Source organism: Pelomonas dachongensis, from assembly GCF_043555865.1.
Taxonomy (GTDB): Bacteria; Pseudomonadota; Gammaproteobacteria; order Burkholderiales; family Burkholderiaceae_C; genus Pelomonas; species Pelomonas dachongensis.
This window is the reverse complement of sequence record NZ_JBIGHY010000002.1, coordinates 328,403-352,908: the sequence shown is the minus strand read 5'-3', so window position 1 is coordinate 352,908 and position 24,506 is coordinate 328,403. Positions and strand designations below refer to the sequence as shown.

Genomic DNA, 24,506 nt, shown 5'->3' with positions numbered 1-24,506 from the left:
CGACTCCTCCTGGCGAGAAAGCAAAAAGAAACCCGGCGCATGGCCGGGCGGGGAGCGTGGGATGCGGTGCGGTGTGATCAGCGCAGGATGGCTGCCGCGTCCGGATTGAAGGGCCTGAGCGGCAGCGCAAAACCGCCGTTCTCCAGCCCCAGCGTGGCGGGAGTCAGCGCGCCCAGGGCGGCCAGCAGGCGATAGCTGGCCAGCACGGAGTCGTGCATCGCGTTGACGCGGTTGGACAGCGCACCGTAATACTCGACCTCGGCGTCCAGCACGAAGATGACAGTCTCACGTCCAGCATCGCGCAGGCGCTTGCGGCTTTGCATCACGTCGTAGGAGATGGTGGCAGCGCCTTCCAGCAGTTCTTCGCGTTCGCGACCGTTGATGAGCTGGTTCCACGTCACGCGCACCGACTCGGCTACGCGGTTGTTCACCGCCGCCTCGCGCTCGACGAGCGCCTGGTGGTTGGTGGTGGCGGCGGCCACGCGGTTCTGCGTCTCGAAGCCGGAGAACAGCGGCCAGCTCAGGCGCAGCAGCAGCGAGGTTTCATCGCGGCGGGCGAGGGCATTGGCATTGACATCCTTCAGCTGCGCGGCCACCAAGTCGACGCTGGGCAGGTAGGCGGCGCGCTCGACCCGCGACAGCGCCTGGGCCTTCTGCGACTGCAACACCGCCTCCTTGACGCGCGGGCTCAGGTCGCGGGCCTGGGCCAGCGCCTCGTCCAGCGTCTTGGGCAGGCGGTCGTAGAAGATGCCGACCTGCTGCAGCGTGCGCATGTCGGGTTCATGGCCGAACACCTGTTGGTAGTTCGCCACCGCTTCGCGCAGGCCCTGCGCGTAGAACACGCGGCGTTCCTTCACCAGCTGCAGGCGCACGCGCGCGGCCATCGCGTCCACCGCAATGCCGCCGCCGCGCTCCACGCGCGTGTTCTCGAGGTCCAGCTGCTGCTGCGTGGTTTCCTCGTTGCGGCGCGCCAGCGACGCCAGCGTCAGGTAGCGCGCCATCTGCACATACGCGGTCACGCCTTCCAGCAACACGTCCTGCGTGGTGGTCTGGAGGTTGCTGTCCTGAAGCTGCACGTCCACGCCCGCCGCGGCCACCGCCGCATCGGTGCGGCCCCCGGCGTACAGGTTCTGCTCCACCACCACGCCGGCCTTGCGCCGGTTCAGGTCGGTGTCAATGGGCGGCGTGATGTTGCCGTTGCTGTAGCTGCGCGTCGTGATGGACTCCCGGCCGGCATCGGCCGTGAGATTGACGCGCGGCAGGTAGGCGGCGCGCGCGGCGGCGCGGCTCCTGTCCGACGCTTCCACCGACAGGCGCGTCGACTTGAGCAACGGATGCGCCACCATCAGGTTGCGCAGCTCCTCTTCGAGCGGGCGGGCCAGCGCGGGTGACGCCAGCATCTGGGCGATCGAGATCGCCAGCAAGGCTTTGGGTACACGTCCCATGTCGTTGTCCTTTTGTGTTGTGTTGATGTGGATGGATGCGAGCGAGGGGCCTCAGACTTCCCTGAACGCCTCGTGCTTGAGCTTGAGCACCGGCTTGATCAGCAGCCAGAAGATGGACTGCGAGTCAGCGTGGATGTCGACCTCGCCGACCATGCCCGGCGTGATCGGCAGGTGGCCGGCGGTGCTGCCCAGCCAGCTCTTCTTGGTGCTGATGGTCACGCGGTAGAAGGGGTGCTCGTCCTTGCCCACGTCGGTGTCGGCGGCGATGGCGGTGACCTTGCCTTCCAGGCCGCCGTGGCGGAAGAAGTCGTAGGCCGAGATCTTCACCAGTGCCGGCTGGTTGAGGCTCACGTAGCCGCGGTCGGCCGGGTTGAGGCTGACCTCGATGACCAGCTCCTCGCCCACCGGCACGATCTCCATGATGGGCTCGCCCGGCTTCACAACGTTGCCGGCCGACTGGTAGCGCACGTTGCGCACGATGCCAGCGATGGGGGCGCGGATGATGGCGCGGCTTTCCTGCGCGGTGGCGCGGCTGAGTTCCTGGTCGAGGCTGGCGAGCTTGCGCTCCAGCTCGCCCAGCTCATCGGCCGCGCGGCGCCGGAAGCGCGCCTCTTCCTCGCGGCGGCGGCCGGCCGATTCGGTCTGGCCGGCCTGTGCGCCGGGGATGGCCTGCGTCGTCATGGCCACTTCGCCCTTGAGGCGCTCCACGGCGGCCTTGCGCTGGAAGTGGTCCAGCTGCGAGGCCAGCTTGTCCTTGACCAGCTCTTCCGACACCGCCAGCTCCTGCTGCGCGAGCTTGAGGCTGGCGTTCAGCGACGCGAGCTTGGCCTGCAGCTCCGCCACGCGCTGCGAGCCCTGCGAGCTTTGGCCGCTGAAGGCGTCCAGCGCGCCGGCAAGCTCCTCGCGCCGGGCCTTGTAGGTGGAGCGTTCGGCCTCGGCCACGGCTGGATAGGTGAGGGCCAGGTCTTGCGGGAAGCGCGGCGTGGTGCCCTGCGATTCAGCCTCCAGCCGCGCCTTGGCGAACTGCAGCGCAGCGCGTCGTGCCGCCATCTCGGACAGGTTGATGCCGCCGGTGGCCAGGTCCAGCTCCACGAGCGGGTCGCCCGCCTTCACGGTGCTGTTCTCGCGCGCTACCAGTCGCTTGACGATGCCGCCCTCCAGATGCTGGACCACCTTGACCTTGTCCTGCGGCACGACCTTGCCCGGCGCAGTGACGACCTGGTCGACTTGGCCAATGAAGCACCAGCCCAGCGCGGCCAGCATCAGCACCGTCAGGCGCCTGTCGGCGCGGCGCCAGACGGGCGGGCCGGTGCGTTCGATGAGGCCGTCGAGCCGGTCAGGCGGTGTGTTTGCGGCGGGGAGCGCCATCGTGTCAGGCGTTTTCAAGATGCGGGTCCGGTTGCTTGTCCTGCGGCGGCGCTGCGGGCCTGGCGCGCTGCGTGGCGAGTGCGGCCAGCACCTGGCGGGCTGGGCCGGCGGCGCTGATGCGGCCCTTGTCCAGCATCACCACGCCGTTGCACTGGTTGAGCACGGCGATGCTGTGCGTGACGGTGACGACGGTGTGGTCGGGGGCGAGGGTGCGCAGCGTCTGGAGGAAGGCCTGCTCGGCCTCGTGGTCGAGGTCGGCGGTGGGCTCGTCCAGCAGCAGCACCGGCGGGTCGCGCAGCAGCACCTGGGCGATGGCGATGCGCTTGCGCTCGCCGCCCGAGAAGCGGCCGCCGGCTTCGCCCACCTCGGTGGCGTAGCCATCGGGCAGGGCCATGATGAAGTCGTGCGCACCGGCGCGGCGGGCGGCGGCGATGACCAGCTCGTCGGCGATGCCCGGCTCAGCCAGCGCGATGTTGTCGCGGATGCTGCCCGACACCAGCTGCACCTGCTGCGGCAGGTAGCCGATCCAGCGCGACAGGTCGGCCTGCGAGAACTGCGCCATGTCGCCGTCGTCCAGCAAGACCCGGCCCTCGCTGGGCGAGTACAGGCCGCGCAGCAGCTTGAGCAGCGTGCTCTTGCCGCTGCCGTTGGCGCCAATGACGGCGTGCAGGCCGAACGGCCCGATCTGGCCCGACAGCGCCTGCAGCTGCGGCTGCGGGCTGCGCGGGTAGGTGAAGCCGGCGCAGTCCATGCGCAGCGCGCCGTGCGGGCGGGGCAGGGCGATGCCGGTCTCGCTGCGGTCCTGGGCCGTGGCGAAAAGCGCGTCCAGCCGCTTGCGGGCGGCCATGAACTGGCCGATGGACTGCCATTGCCCCACCAGCTGCACCAGCGGCGCCACCATGCGGCCGGCCAGCATGTTGGCGGCGATCAGCGCGCCCATGGTCATCAGGTTGGCCAGGATGGCCAGCGCGCCGAACCCGGTGGTGACGACGGAGTTGATCGTCGTCATGCCGTGGGCGAGGTCGCGGTAGTGGTCGGACGCGCGGCTGCGTGTCAGCGATTCGGCCATCCAGGTGGCGTACTGCTGCTCCCAGCGCGCATGGGCGGTGGCGCCCGCGCCGGCCGTCTTCAGCAGCAGGCGCGCGCCGGCCAGCTCCGCGATGGCCGCGTCACGGCCGATCAGCTTGGCCCGCTCGGACTCGGCTGCCTGCCGTGTGACGCGGCCGGAGCGCCAAGCCAGCATCGCGAAGGCGGCGATGGTCACCAACGCCAGCGGCAGCAGCGGCCAGGCGATCAGGGCCAGCAGCACCAGCGACAGCAGCAGGAAGGGCAGGTCGATCAGCAGCAGCGCCGTGGCGCCGGCGCAGGTGGCGCGCACCAGCTCGATGTCGCGGAACACGGTCTGCCAGTAGGCCGGCGGGCGGCTTTCCAGCACGAGCGCGGGCAGGTTCATCAGCCGCTGGAAGGCGCGCCGCGCGATCTCGGCCTCGATGCGCACACCCACGCGCTGAAGCAGCTGGGCGCGGCCGGCGCGCAGCACATGGTCGAACGCGATGGCGATGAACATGCCCACCGTCAGCGCCACCAGCGACGAGTAGCCGGCATGCGCCACGACACGGTCGTAGACCTGCAGCGCGTACACCGCCGAACCCACCGCGATGAGGTTGATCAGCAGGCCTAACGTCAATGCCTGGCGGTAGGCTGGCCGCAGCGGCTCCAGCAGCTCGCGCAGCCAGTCGGCCTGGGCCGGTTCGGGCGATGCCGGGTCTTTGTCGGTCGACAGGGTCACGGGCTCGTTCCTCAGGCGTGCAGGCCGTCTTCGACGACGGCAAAGATGTTGTCGGTGCCGTGCTGATAGACGGCGTAGGAGCCGCCGCCCGAGACGGTCTGATGCGTGGCGACCTGGTTCCAGGTGCCCGTCAGCGTCAGGGAGTCGGTGCCGCCGTCGCTGTCGATCACCAGCACGTGGCCCTTCTGGTAGGCGCTGTTGTCCACGGCGGTGTTGGTGTCGCCGGTCATTGCCAGCACGTCCAGGCCGCTCAGCGTTACCGCCTGGTCGCCGTTGCCCAGCTGGATGATCTCGATGTTCTCAACCCGCGTGTTGGCAATCGCCGTGAAGTCCACGGCACCGTTGCCGTTCAGGCGCAATGTGTCGATGCCGGTGCCGCCGTCGATGCGGAAGAAGGCGTTGCCCGTGACCTGCAGCAGGTCGTTGCCCGCGCCTCCCAGCAGCACGTCACGTCCGCCGTCACCGGTCAGCGTGTCGTTGCCGGCGTTGCCGATCAGCGTGTCGGCCAGAGCCGCACCGCGCGTGGCGGTGAGCGCGCCGCCGGTGAGGCCGGTGATGTGCTGCACGCCGACGTTGATGCCGGAGGTGAAGTTTTCGTTGCCGTACAGGATCAGCGTGCTGGTGCCGGTGTTGCCGGAGTAGCTCAGGTCGTCCAGGCCGTCGCCGTCCACGTCGCCCAGCGCCTGCCAGAAGCTGCCGGCGCTGTTGGCGCCGCCCAGCAGCTGCACGCCAAAGTCCTGCACCTCCAGCAGGCTGATGTCGCGCCAGCCTCCGGCCTTGCCGAAGATCAGGTAGGCCGAGCCGCTGTTGGCGCCGCCCGCACCGTTGGAGGATTCGTCATCGCCGTAGGCCGCCAGCAGGAAGTCGTTGTAGCCGTCGCCGTTGACGTCGCCGGCCTGCGTGGCGTTGTAGCCGGCATAGTCGAAGTCGACGCCGCCGGTGAGGCGGAAGCCCTTGCCCGAGGCAGCCAGGTTGGCCAGGCTGAGGTTGCTGCCCCAGCCCGAGGCCGAACCGAACAGGACGTAGGCGCCGCCGTTGTCCTTGGCGCTGTAGTCGTTGGTGGCGGACGCCGCGAACAGCAGGTCGTCATAGCCGTCGCCGTTGATGTCGCCCAGGCCGCGAGTGTAGGTCGGGTTGATCGCCAGGCCGCTTTCCACGGCGATGAACGTCGACGCTGCAACGGTCGCGGAAGCCGACGTGCTGCTGCCCAGCGTGGTGGTGGCGTTCCAGGTGTTGCCGGCCTTGCCGAACACGATGGTGGCGCCGTTGCCGTCCCAGCTCATGACGAAGTCCTGGTAGCCGTCGCCATTGACGTCGCCGGCCGACGCCAGGGCGCTGGTGGACTGATTGCCGTTGGTGGTGACGAGCTTCTGCGTCCAGCTGTTGCTGGTGTTGTCGAAGCCGGTCCAGCCACTGGCCGAGCCAAGCACCAGGCGCATGCCGTTGGCTACGCCGGTCACGAAGTCGTCGAAACCGTCACCGTTCACGTCTCCCAGGCTCACCGGCGCCCAGTTACTGCCGAGTTGCGCGCCTGCAGCGCCGATGAAGCTGCCGTCGGCGAGCGTGGCGGTGGTGGTGTAGGTGTAGGTGGTGTTGGTCTCGGCGTTGGCGGGGCCGCGGTCGGGCAGGTCGGTGATGAGATTGCTGGCGACGTTGTAGGTCGTGGGCAGCACGGTGCTGGCGTTGAAGTCGTTGGCCAGCGTGGTGGTGGTGATGGCACCACCGGTCTTGTTCGTCAGCGCGTTGTTGCCGCCGAGGAAGAAGTACTGCCGCCCCTCGGCCGAAGACGCCCAGCTGTCGTTGTTCCAGTCAAGCGACTGACTTGGCGCGCCGGGTGCCGTCTGGTAGCGGGCGGTGCTGTTGGTGGGGTTGGTGCCGTCCGGGTCGCTGCCGGACTTTTCGCCGCCCTCGTTGAAGGTGAGCGTCTTGCTCGACTGGCTGGCGCCGATGACGAGGTCGCCTACGCCGTCTCCGTTGATGTCGCCCAGGCCGGCGAGGTAGCTGCCCAGGTTCTCGTTAGCGCTGGCCGAGCCGGTCAGCTTGACGGCATTGCCGCCCACAGGCGCTGCCAGGTTGACTGTACCCAGGCCGCCTGCCTGGCCGTAGACCACGAAGGCTTCGCCGCTGTTGACGGTGAGCGCACGCTGGTTCAGCCTGGGGTACCAGCCCCAGACACCGCCGGCCTCGGCATAGACATCCTCCCGGCGCTCATACCACAGCAGATTGGTGCCAGTCACCGCATCCTGGCGCACCGCAAAGTCGGCAAAGCCGTCGTTGTTGATGTCGCCAATGTTGCTGATGTACTGGCCCTGCGCGGTGTCCAGCGTGATGCTGCTGGTGACGGTGCTGCTGCGGAAGCCGGCCGGCAGCGCCAGCAGGTCAATGGTGGCGCCCTGGTAGGGCACGGTCCAGCTGGAGAGGATGCGCGTGATGTCGGTGTCGACCTTCATGTACAGGCCGTCCAGCGCGTAGGTGGTGTAAGTGGCGTCGCTGCCCATCACCGCCCACGGGCCTTCCAGCGTCAGCGTGTCGCCCGCATTGCCGTCGACCGTCATGACGACGTTGGTGCCGTATGACGACGACAGTTGCCGCTCCATCAGGTAGACCGTCTCGATGTAGTTGATCGTCAGGCTGTTGTTGCCGTCGCCAGTCAGGTCGACCTTCTCCAGGCTGCGCAGGCTGGCGCCGGCGTAGCCGGTCATGTCGAGGTGGATGCCGTTGCCGACGAACCTCAGCGTGTCCACACCCGTGCCGCCGTCAATGAGGGCGAAGTTCAGGTCGGAGATGCCGATGGTGTCGTTGCCTGCGCCGCCGCGCAGGATGTCCGCGCCGCCCAGGCCGTAGAGGATGTCGTTGCCCTGCTGGCCGGAGATGCGGTTGGCGTTGAAGTCGCCCAGGATCGTGTTGTTGCCCGTGGTGCCCACGGCCGAGAACGAGTCACTGTAGTTGCCGCCGTTGACGACGAAGGCCTCGCCCGACGCGTAGCCGTCGCGGTGGTTCACCGGCATGCCGAAGACCATGTCGATGACGCCGTCCGCGTTGAAGTCGCCCGACGCGGCGGAGAAGCCGAGCTGCTCCTGCGGCAGCCCGCCGGTGATCTCCAGCCCATCTTCGCCCAGCTGGTCGATGCTATTGCGGTTGGCCCAGTTCTCGCGGGCCTTGCCGAACACGATGAAGGCGGCGCCGGCATCGACGTCGCCGTCATTGCTGGCAGCCATGTCCACCGGGTTGGCGTCGTTGTCAGGGTAGCGGCCGCCCGCCGTCAGCAGCAGGTCGGCGAAGCCGTCCTGGTTGATGTCGCCGAACTCGACGATGCGGGTCAGGTTGTTGGTGGCGGTGCCGTAGATCTGCACCGCACGGCCGGCGTCCATCAGCTGCTGGATGTTCTGGATGGGCGCCCACTCGCCCGCCTGGCCGAACACCAGGTAGTACTTGCCATATGCCGTGCCGCCGGGCACGTTGGGATCGGAGCTGTGCTGGTAGGAGCCCACCACGAAGTCCGGCGTGCCGTCCCCGTCGACGTCACCCACGCCCTCGATCTGTTGGCCAGCCCATAGTCGCCCGAAGTCGTTGTTGACCTGACCGGGGTCGATCTGCACCGAGGCCTCGGTGCTGAAGTCCAGCGTCGTCGTGTTGCTGACACCGGCGAAGTAGGTCGTGACGGCCGCGTTGGCCGACTTGATGGCCTGGCTGTCCACCGTCAGGTAGTAGCCGCCGGCCAGCGCCAGGTCGGCGCCCGGGTTGACCACGACCTTGTAGCCGTTGAAGCTGACGTTGCCGCCCTGGCTGCCATTGGTGCCGTCGCTGTCGGCCACGTCGAAGGATTCGATCAGCCGGCCTGTGTTGCTCCACAGCTTGATGAACTGCGTGCCGGGCGTGCCGGTGCCGGCGGCCACGGTCTCGCTGAAGGTGATCTCCAGGTTGTCGGTGATGGCGACTTTCAGCGAGCCGTCCACCGCGTTGCCGCCCGCCACCGTCACCAGGCCGTTGGCGGTGGTGAAGTTGAAGGCGCCCTGCGCGGTGTAGCCGGTGGCGCTGTTGCCGCTCAGGTCGGTCAGCGAGCCCGGCGCGACGTAGATGTCGTGGCCGGTGTTGTAGGTCAGGTTGGCAGCGGGATTGAGCGTGACGGTCTTGTTGTTGACTGTCAGCACGCCGCCTTGGTCGCCGGTGAGGGTGTAGACGCCATTCACCGCCGTCTGCACGCCGCTCCAGGCGAAGGTCTCCACCGGTGTGCCGTTGTAGCTGCTGGTCAGGCGCAGCTGGATGGACCCGCTGGTGCCGAGTTGAAGCGTTTCGTCGGACTGGAAGACGATGGCGTTCTCGACCGAGACGCCGGTGGCGTCGTCGACCGGCGTGTGCAGCCGGGCCGCATTGGTGAGCACCGGACCGGTCGAGTCGGCGGCGGTGGTGAAGGTGAAGCTCTTGGCCACGCCGGCGTTGAATGCGTTGCCAGCCAGGTCCTGCATGCCGCTGAGCGTCACCGTCGTCAAGGTGTTGCCCGCAAAAGTGGTGCCGAAGTTCAGGCCGTAGACGGTGGTGCTCTGGCCTTCGGCGTTCCCGCTGCCCGGGTAGTAGACCGAGCCGCCGCGGCTGCCCAGGCCCGTTTGCAGGTCAAAGCTCTCCAGCACCACGCCGCCTTGTGACACGTTGATGGTTCCGTAGGGCTTGATGTTCTCGTTGAAGGTGAAATCCAGCCGGAAGACCGGTGGGTTGGCGGCGGTGTTGGTGGGCGCCACGAAGACGCCTGTGCTGCCGCCGGCCGTGGCGATGTTGACTGAACCACCGCTGAAGCTGAGCAACGCGTTGGCGTTCAGCGTTGGTGCGTTCACGTCGTTCAGCGCTGAGCCGGTGGTGCTGAAGTTCCACGCCGTGCTGCTGCTGATGCCCGCGAAGTAGTTGCCCGCCAGGTCCTTGATGGCGGTTGGGTCGATGGTGACGTAGTAGCTGGTGCTCGGCGTCAGCGGGTTGAACGCAAAGATCTGCAGGCTGCTGTTGGCGACGGTGCTCCAACTGCCCAGCATCGCTTTGCCACCCTGGCTGCCCAGGCCTGTGGCCATGTCGAAGCGCTCCACCAGCGCACCGGTGGCCTGGTTGTAGAGGCTGACATAGCCCGTGCCCATGACCACCGTCTCGGTGAAGCTGGTGTGCAGGTCGGGGTTCTGCGTCAGCGGCACGTTGGTGGCGTTGTCCCTGGGGAAGGCATAGCCCACGTTGTAGTCGCTGCGCAGCGTGGGTGCGGTGTTGTCGCGCTGCACGACGACGCTGTTTCCCCAGCCGTCGGCCTTGCCGAAGACGATATAGCCGCTGCCGCTGCGTTCTTGCTGCCCGTTCGGGCCGGGTAGGTCGAAGCCGGGGCCGCCGATGGCCACGTCGTCGTAGCCGTCACCGTTGACATCGCCGATGCCGGCCACGTCGTTGCCCAGGCGAAGTGGGTTGGCCGCGTCGGAGCTGATCACGACGCCACGGCTGGTGGACATGCCATTGGTGGTGAGGTCACCGCCGTAGGCGCCGCCGAACATCAGATACACCTTGCCGGTGTTGGCGCCGTTTTGCAGGCCGTTCGCCCAGCCGTTGGCGACGGCGAAATCGCCATAGCCGTCGCCGTTGATGTCGCCCACGCCGACGATGCTGGTGAAGCCCACCTGATCGAAGTTGTCGACGTTCAGCCGGAAGCCGTTGGCCGCACTGCTGGCGAAGGTTGTGGTGTTGGTGAGGTCTACGTTGTCCCAGGTGGTGCGCCCGTAGATGATGTTCATCTGGTTCTGGTTGCCCGGAACCGGCGCCGCCATGTCGGCGATGCCATCGCCATTGATGTCGCCGATGCCCGTCAGGCCCTGGTTGTAGGCGATGTAGTCGCGCAGCCCGACAAGGTCGCCCGAGCCCACGCTGCTGACCGTGAAGCCCCGGCTGCCCAAATTGTTGAGGTCGAACTGACCGTTCATCGACGTCGTCCCGAAGACGACGAACGCCGAGCCGACTTGGTTGATGATGATGTCGTCGATGCCGTCCTGGTTGACGTCGCCCGCGTTCTCCACCCTCCAGCCGGCGTACTTGTCGATGCCGGCGCTGACGAGCGTGGCGCCGTCGTCGTAGTTGAAAGAGAACGCGCTGAGCTGGGGCGTCGGGTTGATCTGCGTGACCACCACGCCCGGCGTGTAGTACAGCTTGCCTCCGTCGGCAGAAGTCAACAGCTTGTAGGTGACGCCGTTGAGGACGGCGTCCGGCGCGGTGGCGATGTCGCTCCACTCGCCGTAGATGTCGATGGTGTCGGTGCCTGGCGTGCCCTTGACCACCAGCGTCTTGTCCGCATCGGTCATTTCGGCCAGCTTCTGCGTCGACAGCACCAGCTTGTTGGCGGTGGCGGAGCCGGCAGCGAGGTCGATCTCCTCGATGTTGGTCAGCGAACTGGGCGCCAGCACCGGCGTGTTGATGGTGCCGCTGAACTGGAAGTAGACCTTGTCGTAGCCGCGCCCACCGTCCACGCCGGTGAAGCTCATGCTGTTCATGCGAATCAGGTCGTCGCCGTCGCCGGTGATGGCGCCGCCGTTGGTGGCCACCAGCACGTCGTCGGCCGCCGAGGTGCCGATGGCGATGCTGCCGCCCAGCTCGTTGGTGATCTTCATCGTCACCTCGGAGACCACTTGCAGCGTCGCGCTGCCCTTTTGCAGCACGGTGTAGATGCGGCCGTCGGCATCCGACTCCAGCCCCTTGGCCACCCAGCCGCCGTACAGGTTGAGCACGTCGCCCAGGTCGCCCATCACGGTGACGCGGTCGGTGTCCGACAGCGCCAGTACCGAGGCCTCGTCCAGGCGCACGGTCTGGTTTCCGTTGCCGCGCAGGTCCAGCGTCTCGAAGCCCTTGACCACGCCGCCGGCAGCGACCGTCAGGTCCACATCGCCGGCGAGGCTGTTGGTGCCGTTCGCCGTGGCGGTGATGCCGCCGTCGGCGTCCACAACTGCGATGACCAGTGTGTCGGTGCCGGTGCCGCCGAACACGCGCAGGTCGGCCGCGTCGTAGTGCACCAGGTCGTTGCCGGCACCCGCGTCGATGATGTCGGCGCTCGCGCCGCCGTCGATCGTGTCGTTGCCAGCATCCGCCTTGATCGCGTCCTGGCCGGTGGTGCCGATGATCGAGTCGTCGCCGCTGGTGCCACGGGTCAGCGCGGTCTGCGTGACGCCGCCGGTCAGGATCAGGCCGGTCGTGAGCGTGCCGTCGACAAAAACCACGTCGTTGGCATCGCCTGCGATGGTCACCGTGCCGCCGCTGGCGCCCGAGCTTGCCAGCGAGGCCTCGTCGAGGATCAGGTAGTTGCCGCCGGTGACGTTGAGGTCGATGGTCTCGAAGCCGGTGATCGTCGGCCGCAGCGCGCCCACCGCCGGGCGGCCGGGATCCTGCAGGTCGACGATCTCGCCGTCTGTCACCACGCGCAGCGTGTCGTTGCCGGCGCCGCCGGCCAGGCGGGTGTCTGCGGCGTCGTAGATGAGGACATCGTCGCCGTCGCCACCGTCCATCAGGTCGCTGCCCGCGCCGCCGATGAGCGTGTCGTCGCCACCCATGCCGCGGATGTCGTCGCCGCCAGTGCTGCCGGTCAGCGTTTCGCTGGCGCTGCTGCCGACGATCTGGTCGCCCTTGACCATCTTCAGGCCGCCCAGCACGGTGACCTGCGTGCCGTCGGTCGCATAGCCGATGAACTTGTTGTACGTGACGCCGGCCAGCAGCTGCGAGCCGCGCGCCTCCCAGTTGCCGGCCAGCCGCACCGAGTCGCCCACGTCGCCGGTGACGATCAGCGTGTCGGTCTCGTCGGACAGCGCCTGGATGTCGTCCGGGTTGGCCACCAGCGTGTTGTTGCCATTGCCGGTGATGTCGATCTTCTCGATGCCGGTGACGACGTTGTTGGCGATCTCCGTCAGGTCCAGCGTGCGGCTGGTGCCCTGCAACTGCAGCGTGTCGCTGCCCACGCCGCCGGAGACCACGGCGTCATCGGCGTCGTAGACCAGCAGGTCGTCGCCGGCGCCGCCGAGCAGCATGTCGTTGCCCGCGCCGCCGTCCAGCACGTCGTTGCCAGCCAGTGCGTTCAGTGTCTGGTTGCCGGCGCCGGCCGTCATCGCGTTGGCTAGCGCGGTGCCGGTGTAGGTGATGGCCACGACCACCGCCGCTGCGATGGTCAGCGTCTGGCCGCCCAGCGTGTAGCTCGTGTAGCCGCCGGCGGTGGCGCCCTGCGCCCAGTTGCCCAGCAGCGCGACGCTGTCGCCAGCGTCGCCCTCGATGCGCACGTTGGCGCTGCTGTTCAGTGCTGCCACGTTGGCGGCAGTGGCGGTGAGGGTGAAGTTGCCAGCGCCGGCCACCAGGTCAATGACCTCGATGTCCGTGACGGTGTTGCCGGCCACGTTGTTGAGGTTCAGGTTGGTCGACACGCGCAGCGTGTCCGTGCCGTCGCCCCCGTCAGCGACGACGTCGGCGCTGTCGTACACGAGGGTGTCGTCGCCCGCGCCGCCGCGCAGCACGTCGGCGCCCGCGCCGCCGTCCAGCGTGTCGTTGCCGCCCAGGCCGCGGATCACGTCGGCCCCGGCGGTGGCGCCCGGCAGCGGGTTGGCGCTGTCGCCGTCGCCGTTGGGGTCGTCCACCACCACGCTGACGGCGATGGCCGTCTGCAGGCGCACCGTAGCGCCACCGTTGGTGTAGGTCGTGTAGCCGCCGGCCGTGCTGCCGGTGACCCAGCTGCCGACCAGGAAGACCTGGTCGCCTGTATTGCCCAGCACGTCCAGCGCGTCGGTGTCGGACATTGCCAGCACCGAGGCCGCATCGATGACCAGCGTGTTGGCGCCACCGCCCGTGATGTTGATGGCCTCGATGCCGCTGATCGTCGGCCGCAGGCCGCCTGCGGCCGGTCGAGCCAGGTCTCCGAAGTCGAGCACCACGCCGCTGGCGCTGCCGCGGAACAGCAGCGTGTCGGTGCCGGTGCCGCCGTCGGCCAGCACGTCGTCTTCGTCGTAGACCAGCGTGTCGTCGCCACTGCCGCCGGTGAGCGTGTCGGCGCCCGCGCCGCCATCCAGCGTGTCGTTGCCGCCGCCGCCGTCCACCGTGTCGGCGCCCTCGCCACCGGTGAGCGTGTCGTTGGTGGCGCTGCCGGCGTACACGATGTCCAGCGTGATGGCCGGGTCGACCAGCACGGTGGCCGTGCTGCCGCCGACGCTCAACGTGAACTTGACGTAGGACTGCGTGGCGCCGCCGTTGTAGCTGACCGGCTGCGTGCCGGTGCTGACCCAGTTGCCGCTGAGCGTCACCTTGTCGCCGGCGTCGCCGTGGATCTTCAGCGTATCGGTCGTGTCCGAGAAGGCCAGCACGTCGGCGCCGTTGAGCTGAATCTCCTGCACGCCGTGGCCGGTCAGGTCCAGCTCCTCGATGCCGATGAAGCGGTCGTCGCTGATGGCCGTGAAGTCGACGGGCGTGTTGTCCGCGATGGTCAGTGTGTCGGTGCCGGCGCCGCCGTCCACCCGCGTGTCGTTGGCATCAAACAGCAGGTTGTCGTTGCCAGCGCCGGCCAGCAGCGTGTCGCTGCCGGCGCCGCCGACCAGCACGTTGGCGCCGTCGGTGCCGGTGATGTGGTCGTCCCCGGCGCCGCCGATGACGTTCTCGAAGTTGCGCAGGACGTCGATGCCGATACCCGCGCCGGTTGCCGTCTGTGTGGCCAGGTTGACGATGACGGGTGCAGTCTGTTCGCTGTAGTCGACGGTGTCGGTGCCGCTGCTGCCGTCGAGCACGTCGTTGCCTGAGCCAGCGGTGACGGTGTCGTCACCGATGCCGGCGTCGACGCTGTTGTTGCCTTCGCCGGCCGAGAGGGTGTCGTTGCCGGCGCCGCCGTCCAGCGCGTCGTTGCCGTCGCCGCCGATCAGGATGTCGTTGCCGTCGCCGCCTGACAAGATGTCGTTGCCGGTGCCGCCGTCCAGCAGGTCGTTGCCCGTGCCGCCGATCAGCGTGTCGTCGCCGTCAGCGCCGTAGATCGCATCGTCGCCCTCGCCACCGTCCAGCGTGTCGTTGCCGCTGCCGGTGCTGTTGGCGGTGTCGCCCCCGTAGAGCGTGTCGTTGCCGGTGTCGCCTTGCAGCGTGTCGTTGCCCGCGCCGCCGATCAGCGTGTCGTTGCCGCCGCCGCCGTCGCCATCGTCATCGCCGCCACCGGCGTCGAAGGTGTCGTCGCCGCCGTTGCCGCTGTAGACGTCGCTGCCGCTGCTGCCGATGCTGGTCTGGCCGGTGTCGTCGGAGTTGAAGATGTAGCCGACCGTGATGCCGGCCTGCACCTTCAGCGTGGCGCCGTTGTAGGTGTAGACGTTGTAGGTGGTGCTACCGATGACCTCCGTCGGGATGCCCGTGGTAGGCCAGTTGGCGCCCACCAGGCGCACGCTGTCTTCTGCGCCGCCGTTGATGATCAGCGTGCCGGTCGCGAGGCCGCCGGTCATCGCGCGGATGTCGGCGTCCGACAGCTTGACGTACTGCACGCCGGTGTCAGTGATGTCGATGATTTCTAGGTTCTGTAGCACCTCGTCGCGCACCAGCGTCAGGTCCAGTGTGGTGATGCCCGCGCGCACGAGCAGCGTGTCGGTGCCGCCACCGCCGTCCACCAGCGCGTCGTTCTCGTCGAAGATGATGGTGTCGTTGCCGTCGCCGCCGTTGATGGTGTCGCCGCCGTCGGCGCCGTCGATGAAGTTGTCGCCGGCGCTGCCGATGAGGATGTCGGCGCCACCGGAGCCGACGATGTTTTCGATGTTGGCGAGCGTGTCGGTGCCGGCTGTGGAGCCTGCCTGGCTGACGCCTTGCGAGGTGCCTGCCAGCACGTTGTACGCGTAGTCGATGCTGTTGACCCGCACCGTCACGCTGTGCGTGGTGCTGCCCAGGTTGACGATGACGGGGCCGTTGATGTCGCTGTACGACAGCGTGTCGATGTCGGCGCCGCCGTCGACGCTGTCGTTGCCCGCGCCGCCGCGCAGCGTGTCGTTGCCCGCGCCGCCGTTGAGCGTGTCGTTGCCAGCATTGCCCCAGATGATGTTGGCGTTGGCGTCGCCGGTCAGCACGTCGTTGCCGCTGCCGCCGGCGAGGTGCTCGATGTTGATCAGCGTGTCGGTGCCGATGCTGGTGCCCGCGGCGGTGCTGGTGGCCAGGTTGGCGGTGACGATGGCGCTCTGGTCCGAGTAGTCGGCGATGTCGCCGTCGGTGCTGCCGTTGCCTTGCGTGCCGCCGTCGAGGCTGTCGTTGCCCGCGCCGCCGCGCAGCGTGTCATTGCCGGCGCCGCCTTGCAGCGTGTCGTTGCCCGCGCCGCCGGAGAGCAGGTCGTTGCCGTCGTTGCCGGCCAGCAGGTTGTCGCCGTTGTCGCCGGTCAGGCTGTCGTTGCCGCTGCCGCCCTGCACGTTCTCGAAGCCGCTGAGCGTGTCGGTGCTGCCCAGGCCGTCGCTGGCCGTGCCGGCGAGCAGGTTGACGGTGACCGCGCCGGTGCTGGCGCTGTAGATGACGGTGTCGGTACCGCCGCCGCCAATCAGCGTGTCGTTGCCGGCGCCGCCGGTGATGCTGTCGTTGCCCAGGCCGCCGTCGAGGCGGTTGGCGCCGGCGTCGCCCACCAGCGTGTCGTTGCCGCTGCCGCCGGTCAGGTTCTCGATGGACACATAGGTGTCGGTGCCGCCGCTGCCGTCGGTCGCGGCGCCGGTGGCCAGGCTGGCGATGACGGCATTGGTCTCGGCGCTGTAGTCGGCCGTGTCGGTGGCGGCGCCGCCATCCAGCAGGTCGTTGCCGGCGCCGCCGGCCAGCGTGTCGTTGCCCAGGCCGCCGGACAGGCTGTCGTTGCCGCTGCCGCCGGTGAGTACGTTGAACTCGTCGTTGCCGGTGCCGATGGCGTCCGCGCTGCCGGTGAACACGAGGTTCTCGACGTTGGCGCCCAGCGTGTAGACCGCCAGTGCGGTGCGCACGGTGTCGCTGCCGCCGCCACCGAGTTCGGTGACGGTGTCGCCGGCGTCGTCCACCACGTAGGTGTCGTCGCCGAGGCCGCCGGTCATTGCGTCGGCACCGGTGCCGCCGACAAGCGTGTCGGCGCCGGCGTTGCCGATCAAAGTGTCATTGCCGGCTCCGCCGTCCAGCGTGTCGTTGCCGCTGCCGCCGGTGATGACGTTGTCCAGCGCATTACCGGTGCCGGTGAAGGCAGCGGAGCCCGTACCGTTGAAGGCGGGGTTGGTGTAGGTGAGGTTCTCGACGTAGGCGCCGAGGGTGTAGCTGGTCAGCGTGGTGCGGACTTCGTCGGTGCCTTCGCTGGCCGCTTCGGTAACGACGTCGCCCGTTGCGCTGACGTGATAGGTGTCGTTGCCGGCACCGCCACTCAGGGCGTCGTTGCCGGCGCCGCCGTCCAGCAGGTCGTTGCCGTCGCCGCCGCTCAGCATGTCGTCGCCGGCCAGGCCGTACAGGCTGTCATCGCCGGTGCCGCCGGTGATGAGGTTGTCCAGCGTGTTGCCAACGCCGCTGGCGCTGCCACCGGTCATCGTCAGGTTTTCGACGTTGGCGCTCAATGTGTAGCTGGCGAGCGCGGTGCGCACTTCGTCCGTGCCTTGGCTGGTCGCCTCGACGACGGTGTCGCCGGCCGCGTCGACGATGTAGACATCGTTGCCTTGGCCGCCGGTCAGCGTGTCGTTGCCGGCGCCGCCGTCCAGCAGGTCGTTGCCGACATTGCCGGTGATGACGTTGTCCATCCCGTTGCCGGTGCCGGTGGCATTGGCGGTGCCGGTGAAGGTGAGCTTCTCGACGTTGGCCGTCAGCGCGTAGTTGGCCAGCGTGGTGCGCACCTCGTCGTTGCCCTCGTTGGGGTTCTCGACAACGACGTCGTTGGCGTCCGCCACCACGTAGATGTCGTCGCCTGCGGTGCCGGTGCGGGTGTCCGCTGTGCCGGTCATGGTGACGGTGATGATTTGCTGCGTGCCATCAGCTGTGGCGACGGTGATGCTGTCGCTGTAGGCCATGCCAGTGACGAACTCGTCGTGAGCCGTGCCCATCGTGTACGTCCACACGCCCGCGGCATCGATGCTGAACGTGCCATAGCCGTTGCTGCCGGCCACGCCGGTCTGCGCCACGAAGGCGCCCGAGCCGTCCACGTCGGTGGCGGCGAGCGTGCCGCCGGTGCTCTGTGCGGTATCTGTTTCGGTCAGCGCTGCGGTGCTGGTGCCGGTGATGACGGCCGCGTCGTTGCTGCCGATGATCGCGACGGTGATGACCTGCTGCGTGCCATCGGCGGTAGCCACGGTGAGGCTGTCGGTGTAGGACTGGCCGCCGACGAAGGCATCGTGGGCGCTGCCCATCGTGTACGTCCAGACGCCGCTCGCGTCGATGCTGAAGCTGCCATAGCCACTGCTGCCGGCTACGCCGGTCTGCGCGACGAAGGTGGCCGCGCTGTCCACGTCGGTGGCGCTCAGCGTGCCGCCGGTGCTCTGCGCCGCATGGGTTTCGGTCAGCGCCGCGGTGCTGGTGCCGGTGATGACGGCGGCGTCATTGCTGCCGGTGAGGGTGATGGTGATGAGCTGCTGCGTGCCATCGGCCGTGGCGACGGTGAGGCTGTCGGTGTAGGTCTGGCCGTCGACGAAAGCGTCCTGCGCGTTGGCCATCGTGTAGGTCCACACGCCGGCCGCGTCGATGCTGAATGTGCCGTAGCCGTTGCTGCCTGCCACGCCGGTTTGCGCGACGAAGGCGGCCGATCCGTCCACGTCGGTCGCACTCAGTGTGCCGCCGGTGCCTTGCGCGGCATCGCTCTCGGTCAGCGCAGCCGTGCTGCTGCCGGTGATGACGGCGGCGTCGTTGCTGCCCGTGATCGTGACGGTGATGACTTGCTGCGTGCCGTCGGCGGTGGCGACAGTCAGGCTATCGGTGTAAGCCTGGCCGCCGACGAACTCGTCGTGCGCGCTGGTCAGCGTGTACGTCCACACGCCGGCGGTGTCGATGCTGAACGTGCCATAGCCGTTGCTGCCGGCCACGCCGGTTTGCGCGACGAAGGCCGCTGAGCTGTCGACATCCGTCGCGCTCAGCGTGCCGCCGATGCTTTGTACGGCGTCGGTTTCGGTCGGTGCGGCGGTGCTGGTGCCGGTGATGACGGAGGCGTCGTTCGTCCCAGTGATCGTGACGGTGATGACCTGCAGCGTGCCATCGGCGGTGGCGACGGTGAGGCTGTCGGTGTAGGTCTGGCCGGCGACGAAGGCGTCGTGCGCGCTGCCCATCGTGTAGGTCCACACGCCGGCGGTGTCGATGCTGAAGCTGCCATAGCCGTTGTTGCCGGCCACGCCAGTTTGCGCCACAAAGGCGGCGGAGCTGTCCACATCTGTGGCACTCAGCGTACCGCCGGTGCTCTGCGCGGCATCGGTCTCGGTCAGCGCGGCCGAGCTGGCACCGGTGATGACGGCGGCGTCGTTCGTGCCCGTGATCGTGACCGTGATGACCTGCTGAGTGCCATCGGAGGTAGCCACGGTGAGGGTGTCGCTGTAGGCCTGGCCGGCGACGAAGGCATCGTGAGCGCTGCCCATCGTGTAGGTCCACACGCCGGCGGTGTCGATGCTGAAGCTGCCATGGCCATTGCTGCCGGCCACGCCGGTCTGAGCGATGAACGCGGCCGAGCTGTCCACGTCGGTGGCGGCCAGCGTGCCGCCGGTGCTCTGCGCAGCATCGGTTTCGGTCAGCGCGGCGGCGCTAGTGCCGGTGATGACTGCAGCGTCGTTCGTGCCGGTGATCGTGACGGTGATGATCTGCTGCGTGCCATCGGCCGTGGTGACGGGGAGGCTATCGGTGTAGGTCTGGCCGGCGACAAAGGCGTCGTGCGCGCTGGTGATCGTGTACGTCCACACACCGGCCGCGTCGATGCTGAACGTGCCGTAGCCGTTGCTGCCAGCCGCGTTTGTCTGCGCGACGAAACTGGCGGTGCTGTCGACATCGCTGACGGCCAGCGTGCCGCCCGTGCTTTGGGCAGCATCCGTCTCGGTCACCGAGGTGGTGCTGCTGCCGGTGATGACGGCAGCGTCGTTGGTGCCGGTGAGCGTGACGGTGATGACTTGCTGCGTGCCGTCTGCGGTGGCAACAGTCAGGCTGTCGGTGTAAGCCTGGCCGCCGGCGAACTCGTCGTGCGCGCTGGTCATCGTGTACATCCACACGCCGGCCGCATCGATGCTGAACGTGCCGTAGCCATTGCCTCCGGCCACGCCGGTTTGCGCGACGAAGGCGGCCGATCCGTCCACGTCGGTCGAACTCAGTGTGCCGCCGGTGCCTTGCGCGGCATCGCTCTCGGTCAGCGCAGCCGTGCTGCTGCCGGTGATGACTGCGGCGTCGTTGCTGCCCGTGATCGTGACGGTGATGATTTGCTGCGTGCCGTCGGCCGTGGCCACGGTGAGGCTGTCGGTATAGGTCTGGCCGCCGACGAAGGCATCGTGCGCGCTGCCGAGCGTGTACGTCCACACGCCGGCGGCATCGATGCTGAAGCTGCCGTAGCCGTTGTTGCCGGCCGCGCCGGTTTGGGCGACGAAAGCTGGCGAGCTGTCCACGTCTGTCGATGCCAGCGTGCCGCCGGCGCTCTGCACCGCATTGCTCTCGGTCAGCGTGGCGGTGCTCGTGCCGGTGATGACCGCCGCGTCGTTGGTGCCGGTGATCGTGACGGTGATGATCTGCTGCGTGCCGTCGGCCGTGGCGACGGCGACGCTGTCGGTGTAGACCACACCGGCGACGAGCGCGTCCTGCGCGCCGTTGAGGCTGTAGCTCCACAGGCCGGCGGCATCGATGCTGAACGTGCCGTGGCCGTTGCTGCCGGCGGCGCCGGTTTGTGCCACGAAGGCGGCCAAGCTGTCCAAGTCGGTGGCGGCCAGCGTGCCGCCGGTGCTCTGCGCGGCGTCAGTCTCGGTCAGCGCGGCGGTGCTGGTGCCGGTGATGACGGCGGCGTCGTTGGTGCCGGTGATCGTGACGGTGATGTCCTGCTGCGTGCCGTCGGCCGTGGCGACCGTGAGGCTGTCGGTGTAGGTCTGGCCGGCGACGAAAGCGTCGTGCGCCCCGCCCATCGCGTACGTCCACACGCCGGCGGCATCGATGCTGAAGCTGCCGTAGCCATTGCTGCCGGCTACGCCGGTCCGGGCGATGAACGCGGCTGAGCTGTCGACGTCGGTGGCGCCCAGGGTGCCACCGGTGCTTTGCGCTGCATCGCTTTCCGTCAGCGCGGCGGTGCTGATGCCCGTGATGACGGCAGCATCGTTGGTGCCGGCAATGGTGACGGTGATGACCTGCTGCGTGCCATCGGCGGTGGCGACCGTGACGCTGTCGGTGTAGGCCTGGCCGCCGACGAAGGCATCGTGCGCGCTGCCCATCGTGTACGTCCACTCACCCGCAGCGTCGATGCTGAAACGGCCGTAGCCGTTGTTGCCGGCGACGGCAGTCTGGGCGACGAAGGCGGCGGAGCTGTCCACATCGGTGGCGTTCAGCGTGCCGCCGGTGCTCTGCACAATGTTGCCTTCGGTCAGCGTGACCGTGCTGGCGCCGGTGATGACAGCGGCGTCGTTGGTGCCGGTGATCGTGACCGAGATGACATGCGGCGTGCCGTCGGCCGTGGCGACGGTCACGCTGTCGGTGTAGACCACGCCCGCCACCAGGGCGTCCTGAGCGCCGTTCAAGCGGTAGCTCCACACGCCGGTGGCGTCGATGCTGAACCTGCCGTGGTCGTTGCTGCCCGCCACGTCGGTCTTGGTCACGAAGGCAGCCGAACTGTCCACGTCGGTCGCGCTCAGTGTGCCGCCGGTGCTTTGCGCGGCGTTGGTCTCGGTCAGCGCGGCGGTGCGGGTGCCGGTGATGACGGCAGCGTCGTCGGTTCCGGTGATGGTGACGGTGATGACCTGCTGCGTGCCGTCAGCGGTGGCCACCGTGAAACTGTCCGTGTAGGTCTGCCCCCCCACGAACGCGTCGTGCGCGCTGCCCGTGGCGTAGGTCCAGGCGCCCGACGCATCGATGCTGAAGCGGCCATGGCCGTTGCTGCCCGCCACGCCGGCCTGCGCCACGAAGCTCGCTGGCTCGGCCGGGTAGGCTGCCTGCAGCGTGCCGGCGGTGGTTAGCGTGGTGTTGGTTTCGGTGAGGTTGCCCGCTGCTGTGCCGGTGACGTTGAGCCCCGAACTGAGCACCACGCCGGCGCCGAGTTCCAGTCGCAGAGTCTGGCCGTCGAGCACGCGGGTGTAAACCGTGCTGCCGTCCACGGTGCCCACCAGCGTCCATTGCTCGGTCACCACCACGCGGTCGCCGGCATCGCCGGTGATGCGCAGGGTGTCGCTGCCCGCAGGCAGCAGCGCGCGGACCGCCTCGGCCGAGAGCGCCACTTGCGACGCCGAACCGAGCGGACCGTCCCGCAGGTCCAGCGCCTCGATGTTGCGCAGCACGACGCCGCCCGTCGTGAGGTTCGCGTCGCCACGCAGCTGCAGCGTGTCGTTCCCGGCGCCGCCGTCGATCAGCACGTCGTTGCCGTCGAAGACCAGCGTATCGTTGCCGTCTCCGCCGCTCAGCTGGTCGCGCCCCGCGCCGCCATTGATGAGGTCGTTGCCGCTGCCGCCCAGCAGCGATTCATCTCCGGCGCCACCCACCAGTGCGCCACCGGCGGAGGGGGCGGTGAGGGTGGCGACCAGCTCGACGCCGGTCGCCAGGCGCAGCACCACGGTGCCGTTTTGACCGTCGGGCCGGCTGTAGTCGTTGAAGCCCGCGGGCGTCGTCGGGCCGTTGCTGGGCGTCCAGACTTCGGTGACCCGGATCTGGTCTCCCGCATCGCCGTCGACGCGCAGCACGTCCTCGCCGGCCGGCAGCATGGCGCGAACCGCCGCGCTGGACAGATCGACCGCCGCGGCGCTGCCGCGCAAGTCCAGCACCGAGAGGTTGCTCAGCACGACCGTGCTGGCGCCGAGGTTGGCGTCGCCGGTGAGGCGCAGCGTGTTGCTGCCGGCGCCCCCGTCGACGCTGAGGTCGCTGGGGTCGTAAACCAAGGTGTCGTCGCCGGCACCGCCGTTGAGCTGGTCCCGCCCCGCTCCGCCATCCAGCACGTCGTTGCCGCTGCCTCCTTGGAGCGCGTCATTGCCGGCGCCGCCGGTCAGTACGCTGTCTGCAGGGCCGGCCATGATGGTCGAGGCGTCCTGCAGCGTCAACTCCGCCGACGATTCACCCGCCACGCCGTTGACCACCGTCACCAGCTGCACCGACAGCGTGTCGTCCGCCTGCCGTGTGGTGTCGCGGTTGATCGGCACGGGCACCGTCGCCGTGGTGGCGCCAGCGGGCACCGTGACGCTGTACACGCCCGCCGCGATGCGACCATCTTCCGAGCCGCTGACCTGCACGCTCACCGTCACGTCGATGGTGGTGGGCGTCGACAGCACCACCGGCACCTGGGCCGAGCCGGCGCTCTCGTCCACGACGACATCACGCACCGACACCGTGGGCACGAGCAGCGGTGCCGGCAGCGGAGCCCCCGGCACGGGCGCCGCCGGGGTCGGGCCGGGGCTGCTCGGCTCCGGGGGCGGCGGCAGCGGCGCGGGAGCGGTCGTCGGGCCGGCAGACGGGGACGACGTGCCGCCACTGCCCGAGATGGGCGCCAGCGACGTGCCGCCCGCGAAGCCCGGAAGCGCTGCACCCGCAAAGCCCGCCAGACCGGCCAGGCCCGCCGGGGAGCCCGTCGAAGCCAGCATGGCCGCGTTCCCGGCCAACGGGCTGCTGCTCGCTGCGACGTCCAGGCTACCCGCCGCCCCCCCCACGCCCGCGCCGGCGCCTGCCAGCGTGGTGATGGACGTGACCTGCGCTGCCGACGGCGAGTCCGTGCTGCGCACCGTCTCCAGGCCGGCCTGCATCGTGATGCCGGCACTGCCCACGCTCAGCGGGCTGCCGTCCAACTGGCTGGCGCTTTGCACCGTGACGCCGGCACCCGGCGTCGCCACCGCGGCGCTGACGCCAATCGGCAGCACTGTCGTTTCCTGGGTGGTCGGGTGGACGCTCACCCCCACGCCCTGGCCCTTGGCCACGACGCGCCCGGCCGGCGTGTCGATGGCGATGCCGAGCATGTCCGGGCTTTCGCCCACGACGATCGTGCCCGCCACCAGGCGGATGCCCACCAGCTGCTCGTCGCCAGCCGCATTGGCCTGCATCAGCAGCCGCGACTGGGCTCCCAGCGTGGCGGAGACGGTGCGTTCTTCGCTGCCCTGCGTGCCCGTGCGCAGCAGGTCCAGCTTCAGCGCGCCGGCGTCGCCGCTTTCCACCACGTCGCCCTCCAGCAGCAGGTCGCCGGGGCGCAGCGCCACCACCGCCCCGTCCCGCAGCACCCGGGCGGTGGTACCGGCCTCGCGCACCTTGCCCACCATGGGCGGCGGGGCGTCGGCGGTGGCCGCCGGAGCGGCTGGCGCCGCCTGCGCCCCTGCTTCGCCGGCCTGCGCGGCTTGCACCTCACCGGCGGCGAGCAGCTGCTTCGCCTCAGGGTTGCTGGCTTCGGTGGCGTTCTGGGGCGCCTGGGGGGCTTGTTGCACTGCGACCATGGTGGAGAAGACTCTGAAAGAACGTCAAAAACGAAACCTCAGGGGCACGACGAGCGCCCCTGACAGTGGCGGGTGGGGTACTTCAAAGCGGGCTGCGCGGTACCTGGCCGTTCCCGGCAGGTGCCACGACAGCCGCCACCGCCGCCTCGCCGATCAGCGCATCTACCGTCATCCCGTGACGCGCGGCCTCGGGAGGGGCGCTGGCGGCGACGCGTGGCAGTCGTCGCGGGGAGGGCGGTTGGCGCGATCCGGCGAGTGGTTCTTCATGCGAGCGGGCGGTACGGTGGAGGGGCGGCCCCGAGTGGGGGATGGCGTCAGGGCGCGTTTGTCGTGCAGGCGTGGGCGCCCCCATGCGGGTAAAGCACG

4 protein-coding genes are annotated in these 24,506 nt (G+C 68.9%); all 4 read right to left on the bottom strand.

From position 1 onward, the window contains the following. Positions 1–77 precede the first annotated feature (77 nt). Genes ACG02S_RS06225 through ACG02S_RS06210 form a run of 4 tightly spaced genes read right to left on the bottom strand, consistent with a single transcriptional unit; the run spans position 78 to position 24,131 of the window. Positions 78–1,445 (bottom strand): TolC family protein, encoded by a 1,368-nt coding sequence (locus tag ACG02S_RS06225; protein WP_394469574.1) that lies wholly within the window; start codon positions 1,443–1,445, stop codon positions 78–80. Between the two features lie 51 nt (positions 1,446–1,496). Continuing rightward, complete coding sequence (locus ACG02S_RS06220; RefSeq protein WP_394469573.1) at positions 1,497–2,813, bottom strand: HlyD family type I secretion periplasmic adaptor subunit; 1,317 nt, start codon at positions 2,811–2,813, stop codon at positions 1,497–1,499. Between the two features lie 4 nt (positions 2,814–2,817). Further along, positions 2,818–4,602, bottom strand: coding sequence for a peptidase domain-containing ABC transporter (locus ACG02S_RS06215; RefSeq protein WP_394469572.1), 1,785 nt, complete (start codon positions 4,600–4,602; stop codon positions 2,818–2,820). 11 nt (positions 4,603–4,613) lie between these two features. Next, positions 4,614–24,131, bottom strand: coding sequence for a VCBS domain-containing protein (locus ACG02S_RS06210; protein ID WP_394469571.1), 19,518 nt, complete (start codon positions 24,129–24,131; stop codon positions 4,614–4,616). Positions 24,132–24,506 lie beyond the last annotated feature (375 nt).

Bases quoted from the DNA above. Each gene is read 5' to 3' on its own strand.
- ACG02S_RS06225 (WP_394469574.1), bottom strand. From the start codon at position 1,445: ATGGGACGTGTACCCAAAGCCTTGCTGGCGATCTCGATCGCCCAGATG.
- ACG02S_RS06220 (WP_394469573.1), bottom strand. From the start codon at position 2,813: ATGGCGCTCCCCGCCGCAAACACACCGCCTGACCGGCTCGACGGCCTC.